We start from the raw sequence: 13682 nt of genomic DNA, 5'->3' as shown, positions 1-13682 counted from the left end.
GCAATCGCTCAGCCTTTGCCTGCCGGGAAGCTCAAGGTCGGAACAGGGTGGCGTTACTCCGGGGCGGCAAGCACGCGGCGTTCGACTATCCGGTCGGAAACGGTACGCCGGTCTTCGCGGTGGCGGACGGTGTCGTCCTGGCCTGCAACGACGGCGCGTCGAACACGCCGAGCAACAAGGTCGGCGCGAATTCCAACTGGGTGCTGCTGGGGATCACCCACGCCGGCAAGCCGGCCTCGGTGTTGTTCCAGCACCTGTCGCCGGGGATCAGCGTGAAGAAAGGCCAGAAGGTCAAGGCAGGCGACCAACTCGGCAAGTCCGGCGCCTCGGGCCATGCGACCGGTCCGCACCTGCACGTAGCCGCGATGTGGGGGCACCGGACCACCGCCACCAGGTACGACTACCTGAAGGACATCGGCGCCCGGGAGAAGGAGCCGAGCAACGGGACGGCGAAGAACGACATCTGCATCTACCCGCCGTCCCTGGTCTACAAAGCGTCGAAGGACATCGTGCTGACGTCTGGCGAGGTCTTCCTCGACAAGCTGACCTTCGGTACGACGAACTCCGACAGCGTCAAGCGGCTGCAGTTCGTGCTGAACGGCATCAAGCTGAAGGACGGCAAGAACCTGAAGATCACCGGGAACTACGACCTCGACACCAAGAACGAGGTCACCAAGTGGCAGATCCAGGTGGACAAGTGCGCACCCGGTACCGCGGGCGCCGACGGGAACCTCGGGCCCAAGCAGGCAGCGAAGCTGTTCGGCTCGAAGTACACCCTCAAGCCGCGCTCGTAGTCAGCTCGCGTTTGATCAGTGGGGCGAAGGCGATGGTGGCCGCGACCTGGAGTAGTCCCATCACCAGGTACGGCGTGCGTAGGTCGGTGCGGTGGGCGAGGAACCCCGCACCGACCGCGCCCGCCGGGGCGGCGCAGAACGCGACCATCCGGTAGACCGCGGTGACCCGGCCGAGCAGCTCGGGCGGCACGATCCGCTGCCGGAGCGAGATCGAGATGACGTTCCACCAGGTGCTGCCGAACCCCATCAGCACGGCTCCGGGGATGATCAGCGCCAGCTCGGTGACGACGCCGAACACGACGACCGCGAACCCGAGCACGAGCATCGAGCTGATCAGGTTCTCGAACGTCGACAGCCGGCGGGCCAACCGGGGTGCGAGGGCCGCGCCGACGACTCCGCCGACCGCGTAGATCGCGACCAGCCAGCCGAACCAGGCCTCCGGCAGGTGCAGCGCCTCCAGTACATAGAGGACAAGGATCGCGATGATGCCCGCCCCGACCGCGTTCGCGACCAGGAGCAGCAGGCACAGCGATCGCAGCAGCTTGTGCCGCCAGAGATAGAGCAGTCCCTCCGTCAACTCCCGGCCGAGATGACGGTCCGGCGACACCGCGCGCGCCGGTGCGGCACGTCGTACCAGGAAGACCAGTACGGCGGCGGCCGCGAACGAGATCGCGTCGACCAGGATCGGCAGGCCGTGATGCAGGACGAACAACACGGCGCCGACCGGCGGTCCGACCAGGTTCGCGAGCAGGACCAGCGCGGCCTGGTTGTAGCCGTTCGCCCGCTCCAGCGCGGCGCCGACGACGAGATCCGGGATCACCACCGCGGACGCGTTGTCGAAGAACGGCGCGAGCATGCCGAGCAGGAACCCGGTGATCAGCAGCAGCGGGATGCTCTCCTGCCCGAGGAGTACGGCGGCCGCGAACGCGCCGGCGACGACGGCGCGGATCGCGTCGACAATCCACATCGTGGTGGTCCGGCGCCAGCGGTCGACCATCACGCCGGACACCAGGCCGAGCAGCAGCCAGCCGATCCCGGTCACCGCCTCGGTGAGCGAGACGATGCGCGGATCCCGGCTCATCGAGGCGGCCAGCAGCGGCAGCGCTCCGAAGGTGATGCCGTCACCGAGGAAGGAGATGGCGCCGGCGGTCCAGAGAACCCAATACGGTCTACCCAGCGGCTCCTGCCGCCTCATGAAGCGATGATCAGCTCACACCCGGTGTCGCGCATGGCTTTGCGGGCGGGGGTGGACAGGCCGGCGTCGGTGACGATGACGTCGAGGTCCGCCCAGGTGGCGAACGTACTCAGGCCGACCGTGCCCCACTTGGTGTGGTCGGCGACCACGACCACCTCGCGACTTGCGGCGATGAACGACCGGTTGGTCTCGGCCTCCATCAGGTTCGGCGTGCTCAGCCCGTGCTCGGCGTCGACACCGTGTGCACCGAGGAAGAGCAGGTCGAGGTGCAGCGAGCCCAGCGCGGCCGTCGCGATCGGCCCGACCAGGGCGTCCGAGGGTGTCCGGATGCCGCCGATCAGTACGACGGTCCGGTCGGAGCGGCTGTTGCCGTGGAAGACGTCGGCGATCCGGGCCGAGTTCGTCACGACGGTCAGGTTCTCCACCCGGAGCAACTGACGGGCGAGGGCGTACGTCGTGGTGCCGGCACCGATCCCGATCGCGCTGTCCGGCTGGACCCGGCTGGCCGCCTCGGCCGCGATCGCCTGCTTGGCCGCGGACTCCTGGGTCAGCTTGGCGTCGAACCCCGGCTCGTGCGCGCTGCGCAGCCCGACCGAGGTCGCGCCGCCGTGCACCTTGTGCAGCAGGCCGCTGGAGTCGAGCGCGTCCAGGTCGCGCCGGATCGTCATGTCCGACACCCCGAACCGCTCGACCAGCTCGGCCACCGTGACCGCACCTCGACTGTTGACCTCGGCAACGATCGTGGCCTGCCGCTGAGCGGCCAGCTGCCCGCCCCGGCCCCGTGGTGCCTCTGCTCCGGCTGCGTTCACGGTCCACAGCCTACGGGGGAAATCGGTGTCTGTCAGGGAAATCTCGTTGCCGCGCGGGCGCGGAATTGTCACGCTGAGGCATGCGATTCCCTGAGGACGTGCCGGTGCTGTCGGATGACGCGGTGACCCTGCGTGCCCACACCGAGGCCGATATCGACCCCGCCTACACGATGTGCCAGGACCCGGAGATGCAGCGCTGGACCACCATCCCGGTCCCCTATCTGCGCGAGCACGCGGTCAACTTCCTCACCGAGATCATCCCGAACGGCTGGCGCGACGGCGGCATGTGGGCCTGGGCGATCGAGTACGACGGCCAGTACGCCGGCACCGTCGACCTGCGCGACGGCGAAGGCGGGGTCGGCGAGGTCGGGTTCGCGGTGACACCGCAGGCCCGGGGCGCCGGGGTGATGACGCGGGCACTGAAGCTGGTGGTCCGGTACGCGTTCGACGTGCTCGGCTGGGACCGGGTGATCTGGCGGGCCTTCGTCGGCAACTGGGGGTCGCGCCGGGTCGCCTGGAAGGCCGGGTTCCGCGGTCTGGTCGTCGTACCAGGGGGTGGGAAGGCGCGCGGTGTGCGGTACGACGAGTGGGTCGCGACGATCGGCCGGGACGACGAGCTCGAACCGGTCGGCAACTGGTGGACGGTGCCTGAACTCGAGGCCGGCGGGATCCGGTTGCGGGCACTCCGCGCGACGGATGCGAAGCGGATCGTTGAGGCATGCAACGACGAGCGGACGCAGTACTGGCTGGCCGGGATGCCGTCGCCCTACCAACTGTCGGATGCGGAGGGGTTCATCGAGGGCAGGCTGGAGAGCCTGGCCACCGGCGAGGCTGTGTCCTGGGCGATCGCGGATGCCGAGTCGGACGAGCTGATCGGCAACGTGAGTGTGTTCGGCATGAACCACCGGATCGACAAGACCTGGGGCGAGGTCGGCTATTGGCTGCACCCGGACGCGCGCGGCCGTGGAGTGATGTCGGCTGCTGTGCGGCTGGCGATCGAGCAAGCCTTCAAACCCATCGAAGAGGGCGGCTTCGGGCGACGGCGACTGGTGCTGCTCGCTGCCGAGGGCAACACCGCGTCGGCCCACGTTGCCGAGGTCAACGGCTTCACCCATGTCAGCCTCGAGCGGTCGGCCGCCCCGCTGCGCGACGGCGAGTTCCGCGACCTGCACGGCTTCGACCTGCTCGCCTCCGACCGCCGTACCGCCATTTCAGGGGTCAACCCCTGAACTTGTGGGTTGCCCCCTAGGAATTCAGGTCCGCAACCCACCAACTCCGGGGTTGACCCCTGAAATGGTGCGGGGGGGTTGCGGGGGGCGAGGCCACGCGGTAGTGGTGACCGCCCGGAACCGGTGATGTACGGCCAGTTGGTGACAGACGACACCGCTTCCCCTCGCCGTCCCGGCATCGGGCTGCTTGAATCGACGAGTGAGAGATCGTGAGGAGCTCGTCCGCCGCTGGCAGGCCGGGTGGTCGGTTTCGAGGGGCTGGACCACCGTGGAGGACGACAACGACGGCATCCTGACCGTCCGTGCGGGTGAGGAGAACCGCGCGATGGAGTACGTCGTCCTGGATGCCGATGACAAGCCTGAACGCGTCGAACGTGCCGCCGAGCTGGCCCTGGCCGCCGGCGGTGGCCGCGGGGCCGGCTGGATCACCCTGGCCACGGACGACAAGGAAGCCCGGATCGAGCAGCTCGAGGAGCTCGGTCTCGAGGTGCAGCAGGATCAGGACTGGCTGATGACGATCCAGTTGTCGGAGCAGCCGGCGCTGAAGCTGCACGAGCGCTATGCCCTGCACACCGAGCTCGAGTCCGACCTGATCATCACCCGCGCCACGCTGCACGGCGGCGTGGTGTCGAGCGGCCGGATGGCAGTGGTCGGCGAGGATGCGGTCGCGGACCGGATCGAGACGGATCCGGCGCACCGGCGGCGCGGGCTCGGCAGTGCGGTGATGGCGTCGCTGGTCGAGACGGCGGCGGCCCAGGGCGCGAAACGCGGCATCCTGATCGCCTCGATCGACGGCCTGCGGCTCTACCGCAGCCTGGGCTGGAAGGTCGTCGCGGACATCATCATCGCCCGATCACGCTGACACTCCATTCAAACGCATGACTTTGTCAAAGGTTCGTGAAGTGCGGGCGGGCCGGGGAGTCAGGTACGCCTGACCTGGGCAAGGCTGCACACCATGACGAGCCACAAACGTCCGCAGCAGCGCTATGGAGTGATCGGGCCGATCCTGGCCTCGCTCACCGCATTGGTGCTGATCGCCGGCATCGGGTGGTTCGTGATGGACCGGACCGCGAACGTCCTGACCAGCCAGGACGAGCCGCTGACCACGACGACGAGCGACTCCTCTCTCACACCGAGCGCTCCGACGACCCCGTCGGCCACACCTCCGCGTCGTACGACGCGAACCCCGAGCGCCACGCCGACCCGGCCGAAGACCAAGACCCCGACGCCGACCCCGCGCCGATCGACGACCGCGCCGAGCCGGGACGGCACCCGGACACCGAAGCCATCGCCCACGCGCACCAGTACGCCGACGGCCACCAAGACGACGACGAGTGCGCCGTCCGGTGGATCGGGTACGCCGGAGGCACAGGTACTGAGTCTCACCAACGCCGAACGGTCCAAGGCCGGCTGTGGACCGCTGCGGATGAACAGCGCACTGACGGAGGCCGCCGAAGCCCACGCCGCCGACATGGTCGACCGGCACTACTTCGCGCACGACAGCCTGGACGGCCGCAGCCCGTTCGACCGGATGAAGGCGGCCGGGTACACCGGCGGCGCGATGGCCGAGAACATCGCCGTCGGCTACCAGAGCCCGGCGGCCGTGGTCGAGGGCTGGATGAACAGCGACGGGCACCGCAAGAACATCCTCAACTGCACCTACAAGGTGATCGGCATCGGGTACGACGCCGGCACGGTGAAACCCGAGTGGGGCAACGGCAGTTGGGTGCAGGACTTCGGCGGCTAGCACGAGAGTCTCGTCGTACCCGAATCTGGCAGTTTGCTGCCGCTCGGTTAAGCGTTTGCCCAGGCGGGCCGAAGGGGAACCTTCAGGGTTCGTTAAGAGGGGTCGCGGATCTGTAACGGTGACCTCTCCCCTCGGTTAAGGTCGCTGTTCGGTGACCAGGGGGGACCTGGCAACAACTGCAACGCGGGGAACGACGAGCACTCGGTACGACGAAGACGAAGAGGTTTCGCCCACCCATGACGGATTCGCCTACCCCCCGGCGACACCGCGGCAGCAGACGAGCTCCCAAGCGGAGCCGCGGCCTGATCGGCCCGATCGTCAGCGCGTTGTCCGTCCTGCTTGCCATCGGCCCGGTGGTCTGGCTGATGTCCCGCGACAGTTCGACGGTCGACGGCGCCACCAAGGTGCTGAACGTGTCCGAGGAGACCCGCGACGACGCCGGCAACTCGGTTGTCGACGGCACCAACTCCTCCGGTACGCCGGACCGCACGGCCGGCAAGACGCGTCCGAACGGAACGACTGCGACCGTGACCGGTACGCCGGCGCTCGGCTCGGGCGCGACCTCGGACACACCCGTATCGACGCCGACCGGTTCACCCACGAGCATCGTCACCACCGCACCGACCGGCAGCGTGACGACCGTGACCGCGAGCCCGACGGCACCGCGCACCACGAAGACCAGCACCACCCCGAAGTCGCGGCCGACGCGGACGTCGCCGACGAAGACCGCGACCACCGAGCCCCGGCCGAGTGATCCGACGACGGAGCCGCCGGCCGGCGGTGGCGGCACCAACGCGCAGGAACGCGAGGTGCTCAACTACACCAACGCGATCCGGGAGCAGCAGGGCTGCGGTCCGCTCCGGCTGGACAGCGCCCTGGTCGAGGCCGCCGGCAAGCATGCGTCCGATATGGTCCGCCGGCACTACATGGACCACACGAACCCCGACGGCCAGGATCCGGGCGACCGGATGGCGGCCGCCGGATACCGCGGCTCGGGCTGGGGCGAAAACATCGCCGCCGGCTACGACAGCGCGCAGAAAGTCGTCGCGGCCTGGATGCAGAGCGAAGGACATCGCAAGAACATCCTGAACTGCCGGTTCACCTCGATCGGCATCGGCTACGACCCGGGTCGGGTCCGGTCCGACATCGGCCCGGGCAGCTGGGTCCAGGACTTCGGGCGTAGTTGAGGGATTGTCATTGTGTCGAACGCACCGAGTGTGGCGGAGATGTTGGTGGGAGGCCACAACGTCCGGCCGATTCACGGCTGGTCACTGCGGGTAGATCCGTCCTTGTCATGTCGCCGGACCGTCCTGGGGGGCTCCGGTGAGACGCCTGATGAGGCACGTCTTGGGGGCGAGACAGTGAAGGGAACAAACAAATAATGTCCGAGTCCGGCGCCAACGGCCGGTACAAGCCACGCAGGAAGGCGACCCGGGCCGCTACCCGCGGATCCCGGTCCAGCGCGGCCAACCGACCCACTCCGGCGGAGACCCCTCCGCCGACCCCACCGGAGCCGCCACGCTACGCACCGCGGACGAGCGACGAGTCCCCGTTCTGGGCGACCGCACAGTCCGCGGGTGCGGCGAACGAGTCGCCGTTCTGGGCGAACACCCAGTCCACCCCGGGCGCGGGGACCCAGCCGATCGCGCGCCCGACGTCCCCGTCCAGCGTCGGCGAGACGTCGTACTCGCGCACCCGGGAATCCGGCCTCGGCGAGACCGCTTCCTCGCGGTCCTACTCCCGCTCGGCCGCAGCCGGTACGACGCCCGCCGCGGGCGCCGGCGTGGGCGAGACCGCCTCGTCCCGTTCGTACTCGCGGGCGAGCGCGTCCGCTGAGAACGCCGCTTCACGGTCGTACTCGCGGGCGAGCGACTCCACGCCGGCTGAGACCGCCTCTCCGCGGTCCTACTCGGCAGCGTCGAGCGGCTCGCCGTCGTGGGTGACGCAGTCCGCCGCAGGCTCGACGACTGAGGCCCCGGCGCGGACGGGTCGGCGCTTCGCCTCTACGACCGAGGCCGATTCCGCGGAGACGACTACTCAGACATCAGGCTCGAGGATCGGCGCAGCCGCTGTGGGCACGACCGCTGCCGCGGCGGGTACGACGACCGCGGCCGCCTCCGGTCCTCGCACCGCCGCCGGTGGGGGTGGCGGGCGCGGGGGTTCGCGCGCGGCCGCCCGGTCCGCCGCCGGTGGCTCGCGGGCGCGTCGGCCGTTGATCGCCGTCGCGTCCGTCGTACTGGTGATCACCCCGATCTCGTGGATCCTGCTGCACCAGCCGCAGAACGACGAGGCCGACGCGTCGATCCCGATCGTCACCCGCACCGACGACACCTACGTCACCCCGACGACCAAGCCGGTCGTCAATCCCCCGTCGGCCAAGGCGAGCACGCCGCCGGTCAAGCCGAGCGCGACCCCGACGCCGACCCCGACGGATTCGACCACGCCGACCAACACCCCGGAGCCCACGGACCGCCCGACCACCTCTCCGACGGACGACCGCAAGACCACGGCCCCAACCGAGCCCACCCCGACAGCCAGCCGCACCACCACAACGACCCAGCCGTCCACCACCCCGACGACCACCGCGCCGCCTCCGCCACCGGCGCGGGATGGTGGGATGACCGCGGACGAACTGCAACTGTTCGACATGATCGACGCAGCCCGTGTCGACAACGGCTGTGCCCCGCTCGAGCAGGACCCTGGCCTCACGGGCGGCGCACGCTCGGACGCAACCAACCGTGCCAAGTCGTCGAGCAACCTCAACGCCTCCGGCCAGTCGATGTCGGCGGCGGGTGGCGACAGTTGGTCCGCCCAGAAGGCGTACGACCAGATGATGACCCAAAGCAAGAGCACGATTCTGAACTGCAATCTGAAGACCCTGGCCGTCGGCAAGGCGACGAAACCCTACTGCGACGGCGTCGAACTGATCACCTGCCTGGGCAGGAGCGCGACCCGGGTCAGCTGGGTCGCGGACTTCACGTAAGACGGAGCGCACTTTCGTGGGTGGTTGGTGCGACCATGGGAGGGAACGACCCTTGGTCCACCAACCCTGCGGGAGGCCGGATGTACGGGGAACGCGACGACCTGGACCCGCCCCGGCCCGCTCACTTCGGGATTCCGCCGGACGCGCTGGCTGAAGAGCGCCCCGATCCGCGCCCGGAGGAGGCCCGGCGGATGGGCCTGAGCCGGCACACCGAGGAAGGCGCCGTACTCTACTTCGCCTCGTCCCTCGACCGCGGCAAACCCGGTCACCGGCTGATGGCCTGGATCCTCCTGGTCACCTTCGCGGCGCCGGCGCTGTATACCCTGCTGCTCCTGCTGTGAGTACGCCGAACTCCTGACGATGCCGCTGTGGCGTCGTACCGAGAAGCGCGTGGAAGTGGTGGCGGAGGGCTGCGCTGCTGCCGAAGCCGCTGTCGGTGGCGACGCGTTCGACCGGATGGTCGGTGGTCTCGAGCAACAATCTGGCCCGGTCGAGTCGCTGGCGGAGCAGCCAGGCCTGACCTGAGCTGCCAGTGCGGGCGCGGAACTGTCTGGTGAAGGTACGGCGGGACAGCGCCACCGCGGCCGCCCATTCGTCCAGGGACACAGGCTGATCGAGTCGAGCGCGCGCCCACACCATCGCCTTCTCGATCACGTCGTCGCTCGGGTCGGGCGGGACCGGGACCGGGATGTATTGCGCCTGCGAGCCGCTGCGATGCGGGGCGACGACGATGCTCCGGGCCAGCCGCTCGGCCAACTCGACGCCGTGGTGGGTGCGAACGAGATGCAGACAGCAGTCGAGCGAGGCCGCCGTCCCGGCCGAGGTGACGAGATCGCCGAGGTCGGACCACAGGACGTCCGCGCGGACCTTGATGTTCGGATGCTTGGCCTGCAGTTCGTCCGCCCACTTCCAGTGCGTGACGACTTCCCGGCCGTTCGCGATCCCACTCGCCGCGACCAGAAACGCACCGATGCACAGCCCGACCACAGTGGCCCCGCGGGCATGAGCTTTCTGGATCGTGTCGATCAGTACGGCGGACGGTTCGCGATCCGGCTGCCAACTCGGCAGGATCACCAGGTCCACCACGTCCATCGCCTCGAGCCCGTGGTCGACGCTGATCCCGAAGCCGGCGTTGGTCGCGAGCTGACCGGGTCGCTCGGCACACACGCGGACGTCGTACTCGCTCGGCTCACCGAGGCGGTCGCCGAGCACCAGGCACGGGACGGACAGGTGGAACGGGCTCATCCCGTCGAAGGCGAGAACGGCGACGCTACGCATGGAACCAGTATGGCCCGATCTTCAGGAACTGTGGCTCTCGGGCCAATGGTGATCACGCGAGCGGGCCGCGACGATCGAGACATGAAGATCACGCACATCGGCGGCCCGACCGCACTGATCAGCCTTGGTGGACTGAACATCGTGACCGACCCCGCCTTCGACGAGCCACAGGAGTACGTCCTGCCGACCGGTCGGGTGATGACCAAACTGATCGGCCCGGCCGTACCCGTCTCGGAGCTCGGCCCGGTCGACGTCGTACTGCTGTCTCACGATGAGCACAAGGACAACCTCGACGACGCCGGCCGCGCACTGCTGCCGTCCGTCCCGGTGGTCCTGTCGACTCCAGGTGCGGCCTCGCGTATCCCCGGCGTACGCGGTCTGGAGAACTGGGAGTCGGTGGACGTACGGCGTCCTGACGGCGGCGTCATCACCGTCACCGGCGTACCCGCGCTGCACGGCCCCGAAGGCGCCGAGGCCGTCCTCGGCGTCGTCACCGGCTTCATCCTCACCGGCGACGGCCTCCCCACCGTCTACGTCTCCGGCGACAACGCGTCGGTCGACCTGGTCAAGCAGATCGCCGACCGCTTCGCCCCCATCGACGTCGCCGTCCTCTTCGCTGGCGCCGCCCGTACACCGCTGATGGACGGAGCCCCGCTCACCCTGACCTCCGAGGCCGCAGTCGAGGCCGCCCATCTGCTCGCCCCCGCCACCATCGTCCCCGTCCACACCGAAGGCTGGTCCCACTTCTCCGAGGGTCCCGAACACCTCTTAACCAACTTCGAGCGGGCCGGCCTGTCCGACCGTCTCCGGCTCCTCACCCACGGTGTCGCGACAGAGGTTGGATGACCCCTTGACGAATACGGAGCGTAACTCCTAGGGTTCGACCGCCGGGGGGAACCGGCAGCTCACAGTTCATCGGGCCGGGGGGAAATCGGCCCACTGCCGAAGGGGAATCCTTTGTTCGCACGACGCTTCAGCCTGCTGTCTTCCGCTCTCGCCACCGCCGTGGTGACGGTCGCCGCGGCGGTGCTCGCACCGTTGCCCGCATCGGCGGCGATCACGGTGGTGCTGAGCGGGATCCAATATGACCCGCCCGGTACCGACTACCGCACCAACGCGCAGCTGAACCAGGAGTTCTTCACCGTCCGCAACATCAGCACGAGGCCGATCAACCTGTCCGGCTTCCGCGTCCTCGACGCCGCGAACCACGTCTTCGTCTTCCCGCGCGGCTACGTCCTCCCGGGCCGATCCACCGTGATCGTCCGCACCGGCAAGAACCGCAACCGCGCCCTGACCCTCTACTGGAACCAGGGCAACTACATCTGGAACAACACCGGCGACACCGCCCGCTTCCAGACCCCAGCCGGCAAAACCTTCGACACCTGCACCTACACAGCCGTCCCCGGCCGCTACCGGGTCGCTTGCTAGTTCATCGCGTGTGATCTCCAGAAGGAGGTCAGGTCAGTGCTGCTGGCGGCTTGCGCGGCTGCTTTGAAGTCGGCTGGAGTGGAGACTCCGTGCCAGTGGGCTTTCGCGTACGTCGTCAGCAGTTCGACCATCGTTGGGGTGCCGATCAGGCGTTCCAGGTCGTGGAGCATGCAGGCGCCGTACGTGTAGACGACAGGGCCGTACGACCTCTGGTGGGACTGCCAGTAGGACATCGGGTTGGTGATTGCGGTGGGCAACCAACGTGGCCAGCAGCCGGGCCGGTGGGCGCCTTCGTGCAGGTCAGTGGCGTAGGTCGCGAACGCCTCGTCCAGCCAGGGATCGGCGTACTCGTTGTTCCCGATGATGCCGTACCACCACTGATGTGCCACCTCGTGCACCACCGGACTGCCCGGTGAGATCAGCAGCACGAAGCCGGGGTACTCCATCCCGCTGAACGTGTTCCACTGATCGTTCAGCACCAGGTCGAGCTCGCCGTACGGATAGGTCCCGAATCGCCGGCCGAAGTCGTCGATCGCGGCCATCGCTGTGGTTCGCGCGTCGGCAACTGCAGCCGGCGTGACGGTCGACGTCGCCCAGGTGCGGACCTTGATCCCACCGGGCGACGTCGCCTCCGACGTGGTGAACGGCCCGGCGGCCCAGGCGAAATCCCTGACCTGCTTGGCGATCGTCACCCCGTCGGCCGTCACCCCGGTCGCCGGTACGACGACATTGCCCGTATGCGTCAGCTGGACCCGGAAGTCGGCCGCCACCGTGTAGAAGCTCTCGCCGATCCCCACATCCGGCTCGAGATGCCATCCTGTGTTGTCACGCACCGCCAGCACAGGCAGGGCATTCCCGAAGAAGCTGTACTGACCTGACCGCCCGAATCGATCCTGTCTGTTCGGCGCGGTCATCGTCACGTCGAAGGCGATCGACGTACGTTTCCCGGGTGCCAGCGGCTCGGTCAGCGGCACCTTCACCACCGTGCAATCCCCCGTCGACACCCCGATCCGGACCACGACCGCATTGCAGTCGTGGACATTCCCCCACAACCGCAGGTAGATCTCCGGCAACGGCTCGGCCGACGAGTTCGTGAAGGCGACACTCTCCCGCCCGGACCACGTCGTACCGTCCGCGCTGCCGGTCAGTTCGACGTCGTACGACGGAATGCCCGGGACCCGCGCCACACCGGCAAGAGCAGGTGCCGCGAACAACGAGATCGATGCCAGCAGCAACAACAGGAACCGGTGCATGCGCAGACTCCCCGAACTGGTGGAGTCTGCAGGCTACCGAGTGCTGGGCGCCGGGTCCGGCCCGTCCGGGATCCAGTCGTGTACCAAGATCTCATCGCCTACATGAAGGGTGCCTTCGGCAAGTACCGCGGCCTTCATGCCGAAGCTGACACCGCCGCCGTAGTCCGGCTGCCGGCGGTACGTCGCCAGCGTCCGGGTCGGCTCTGGACCGCGCTTCGCGCCGGTCGCCTGATCGACGGTCGGCACCGCGCACCGGATCGAGCGGGCCGCGTACCCGATCTCGACCGAACCGGCCGCCATCCGCAGCACCTTGTCCTCGGTGTGCGGTTCGGGCCAGCCGGCCACGACGATGTTCGGCCGGAAGCGGTTCATCGGGATCGCGTCGCCACCGTGCTCGACGATCCGCTCATTCAGACCGTCCAGCGACGACAATGACGTGATCAGCAACGCGTGCGCGTCACCGAAGCCGGTCTGGCCGGCGTGCACACCCCATCCGGGCCGCTCGTGCTCGGGCGTCACCCGGACCAGCGCCGCGGGCTTGCCGAGCCGCGCGGAGAACCACTCGTCCGCGGCCGAGTCCTGCACCACGCCCTGGCCGAACCACTTCCCGAACAGGCTGACGTCGCGCCGCTTGCCGTCGTACTGAACCGGCACTTCGAGGTCCGGGGCACCCTCCGCGCTGAAGCGGAGCGCGGCGCCGTCGTCGAGGACCTCGGTCCGCAGCGCCGCCATCATGGGCAGACTCCGCTGACTCAGGAACGTCCCGTCCGGCTCGACGAGCATGAAGTTCCGGTCGTGCCGCAGCCCGGCCGGACCCACCTCGGCCTGCTCCACAGACACCCCGGAGAGACCCTTCACCGGGTAATAGGTCAGAGCGGCAACCCTCGCGACAGACACCCGCCAAGCCTACCGTGACTACTGACACTTGCCTTGTTCGATCATGTTGAATTATGTTTGATCGCGAGG

The 13682-nt window shown here is 68.5% G+C and carries 16 protein-coding genes; 9 read left to right on the top strand and 7 right to left on the bottom strand.

The genetic code is table 11. The features are described 5' to 3' along the window. Window positions 1-47: 47 nt before the first annotated feature. Window positions 48-794 (top strand): M23 family metallopeptidase, encoded by a 747-nt coding sequence (locus V9K99_RS28570; RefSeq protein ID WP_337011781.1) that lies wholly within the window; start codon window positions 48-50, stop codon window positions 792-794. On the opposite strand, the gene V9K99_RS28565 is transcribed toward V9K99_RS28570, so the two are convergent. Together V9K99_RS28565 and V9K99_RS28560 are read right to left on the bottom strand one after the other, a co-directional pair. Then, window positions 778-1989, bottom strand: a complete 1212-nt coding sequence (locus tag V9K99_RS28565; protein ID WP_337011783.1) for an MFS transporter — start codon at window positions 1987-1989, stop codon at window positions 778-780. The genes V9K99_RS28570 and V9K99_RS28565 overlap by 17 nt on opposite strands. After that, window positions 1986-2798 (bottom strand): DeoR/GlpR family DNA-binding transcription regulator, encoded by an 813-nt coding sequence (locus V9K99_RS28560; RefSeq protein WP_337011785.1) that lies wholly within the window; start codon window positions 2796-2798, stop codon window positions 1986-1988. The genes V9K99_RS28565 and V9K99_RS28560 overlap by 4 nt, the downstream gene beginning before the upstream one ends. 80 nt (window positions 2799-2878) lie before the next feature. On the opposite strand from V9K99_RS28560, the gene V9K99_RS28555 reads away from it, so the two are divergent. The 4 genes from V9K99_RS28555 to V9K99_RS28540 all read left to right on the top strand — a co-directional run bounded on the left by V9K99_RS28555 (window position 2879) and on the right by V9K99_RS28540 (window position 6961). Further along, a complete protein-coding gene (locus tag V9K99_RS28555) occupies window positions 2879-4027 on the top strand; it encodes a GNAT family N-acetyltransferase (RefSeq protein WP_337011788.1) in 1149 nt (382 codons plus the stop codon). 199 nt (window positions 4028-4226) lie between these two features. Further along, complete coding sequence (locus V9K99_RS28550; protein WP_337011789.1) at window positions 4227-4889, top strand: GNAT family N-acetyltransferase; 663 nt, start codon at window positions 4227-4229, stop codon at window positions 4887-4889. Window positions 4890-4982: 93 nt separating this feature from the next. Beyond that, entirely contained in the window at window positions 4983-5774 is a 792-nt protein-coding gene (locus tag V9K99_RS28545; protein WP_337011791.1) for a CAP domain-containing protein, read from the top strand. A 236-nt stretch (window positions 5775-6010) separates the two neighbouring features. Beyond that, window positions 6011-6961 carry a CAP domain-containing protein gene (locus tag V9K99_RS28540; RefSeq protein WP_337011793.1) on the top strand — a complete coding sequence of 317 codons (951 nt, stop codon included), beginning with the start codon at window positions 6011-6013 and terminating at the stop codon, window positions 6959-6961. Window positions 6962-7295: 334 nt separating this feature from the next. On the opposite strand, the gene V9K99_RS28535 is transcribed toward V9K99_RS28540, so the two are convergent. Further along, window positions 7296-7469, bottom strand: a complete 174-nt coding sequence (locus tag V9K99_RS28535) for a hypothetical protein (RefSeq protein WP_337011795.1) — start codon at window positions 7467-7469, stop codon at window positions 7296-7298. A gap of 39 nt (window positions 7470-7508) precedes the next feature. Next, the gene (locus V9K99_RS28530; protein WP_337011797.1) at window positions 7509-7652 is read right to left on the bottom strand and encodes a hypothetical protein; all 144 of its coding nucleotides are present in this window, start codon (window positions 7650-7652) and stop codon (window positions 7509-7511) included. A 193-nt stretch (window positions 7653-7845) separates the two neighbouring features. Between V9K99_RS28530 and V9K99_RS28525 the strand changes: the two genes are divergently transcribed. Together V9K99_RS28525 and V9K99_RS28520 are read left to right on the top strand one after the other, a co-directional pair. Next, a complete protein-coding gene (locus V9K99_RS28525; protein ID WP_337011798.1) occupies window positions 7846-8757 on the top strand; it encodes a hypothetical protein in 912 nt (303 codons plus the stop codon). An 80-nt stretch (window positions 8758-8837) separates the two neighbouring features. Next, entirely contained in the window at window positions 8838-9098 is a 261-nt protein-coding gene (locus V9K99_RS28520; RefSeq protein WP_337011799.1) for a hypothetical protein, read from the top strand. Here the strand turns inward: V9K99_RS28520 and V9K99_RS28515 are convergent. Beyond that, the gene (locus V9K99_RS28515; RefSeq protein WP_337011800.1) at window positions 9052-10035 is read right to left on the bottom strand and encodes a GlxA family transcriptional regulator; all 984 of its coding nucleotides are present in this window, start codon (window positions 10033-10035) and stop codon (window positions 9052-9054) included. The two genes, V9K99_RS28520 and V9K99_RS28515, sit on opposite strands and share 47 nt — an antisense overlap. Window positions 10036-10116: 81 nt before the next feature. Between V9K99_RS28515 and V9K99_RS28510 the strand changes: the two genes are divergently transcribed. Further along, on the top strand, window positions 10117-10881 hold the full coding sequence (locus V9K99_RS28510; RefSeq protein WP_337011801.1) for an MBL fold metallo-hydrolase: 765 nt from the start codon (window positions 10117-10119) through the stop codon (window positions 10879-10881). 111 nt (window positions 10882-10992) lie between these two features. Then, window positions 10993-11463 (top strand): lamin tail domain-containing protein, encoded by a 471-nt coding sequence (locus tag V9K99_RS28505; protein ID WP_337011803.1) that lies wholly within the window; start codon window positions 10993-10995, stop codon window positions 11461-11463. On the opposite strand, the gene V9K99_RS28500 is transcribed toward V9K99_RS28505, so the two are convergent. Beyond that, window positions 11460-12716: a M1 family metallopeptidase gene (locus tag V9K99_RS28500; RefSeq protein WP_337011805.1), complete on the bottom strand. Its 1257-nt coding sequence runs from the start codon at window positions 12714-12716 to the stop codon at window positions 11460-11462. The genes V9K99_RS28505 and V9K99_RS28500 overlap by 4 nt on opposite strands. A 33-nt stretch (window positions 12717-12749) precedes the next feature. Further along, the gene (locus V9K99_RS28495) at window positions 12750-13613 is read right to left on the bottom strand and encodes an MOSC domain-containing protein (protein WP_337011806.1); all 864 of its coding nucleotides are present in this window, start codon (window positions 13611-13613) and stop codon (window positions 12750-12752) included. Window positions 13614-13682: the final 69 nt, after the last annotated feature.

It is taken from the genome of Kribbella sp. CCNWLW201 (assembly GCF_037203805.1).
Lineage (GTDB): Bacteria > Actinomycetota > Actinomycetes > Propionibacteriales > Kribbellaceae > Kribbella.
Note: the sequence above shows the minus strand (reverse complement) of the source record. Positions and strands in the feature narration are given on the sequence as shown.